The organism is Candidatus Symbiothrix dinenymphae (genome assembly GCF_001431085.1).
In genome coordinates, this window is the sequence record NZ_BBRU01000260.1 from 1 (window position 1) to 566 (window position 566).

Genomic DNA, 566 nt, shown 5'->3' on the forward strand with positions numbered 1-566 from the left:
TTTTTGAACGCATCAATGACCCATTGCTCTATTTCGTCCGAAAATTCGTCCAGGTAGATGTCTTCGTCTCTGATTTCTTCGTCTCGGAACACGTCAATGGTGTAGCCCGTGAGCATACTTGCCAATTTGATGTTCAACCCGCTTTTTCCGATAGCCAGCGACACCTCTTCCGGTCTGAGAAACACTTCCGCCCGGTGTTTTTCCTCATCTAATTTGATGCTGGACACTTTTGCCGGACTTAACGCCCTCTGAATGAACAAGTTGATATTGGACGTGAAATTGATGACATCAATGTTTTCGTTGCACAATTCGCGAACGATGCCGTGAATACGCGCCCCCTTCATCCCGACACAGGCTCCTACGGGGTCAACGCGGTCGTCATACGACTCCACCGCCACCTTAGCACGCTCACCGGGGATGCGGGCAATGCGCTTGATGGTAATCAAACCATCGTGAATTTCGGGTACTTCCAACTCACAAAGTCGCGAAGACTTGATAGAAAAGACCGACTTGGAGGAAAATACCATCGACGAAGTCCTTGCTATTTTGAAGGCAGAGTTTGAGGA

The 566-nt window shown here is 48.8% G+C and carries 1 protein-coding gene; it reads right to left on the reverse strand.

What is annotated here, in order from left to right; translation table 11 throughout:
- The coding region (locus ASC50_RS03435; protein ID WP_162838180.1) for a KH domain-containing protein at positions 1-566 on the reverse strand (566 nt) is incomplete at both ends.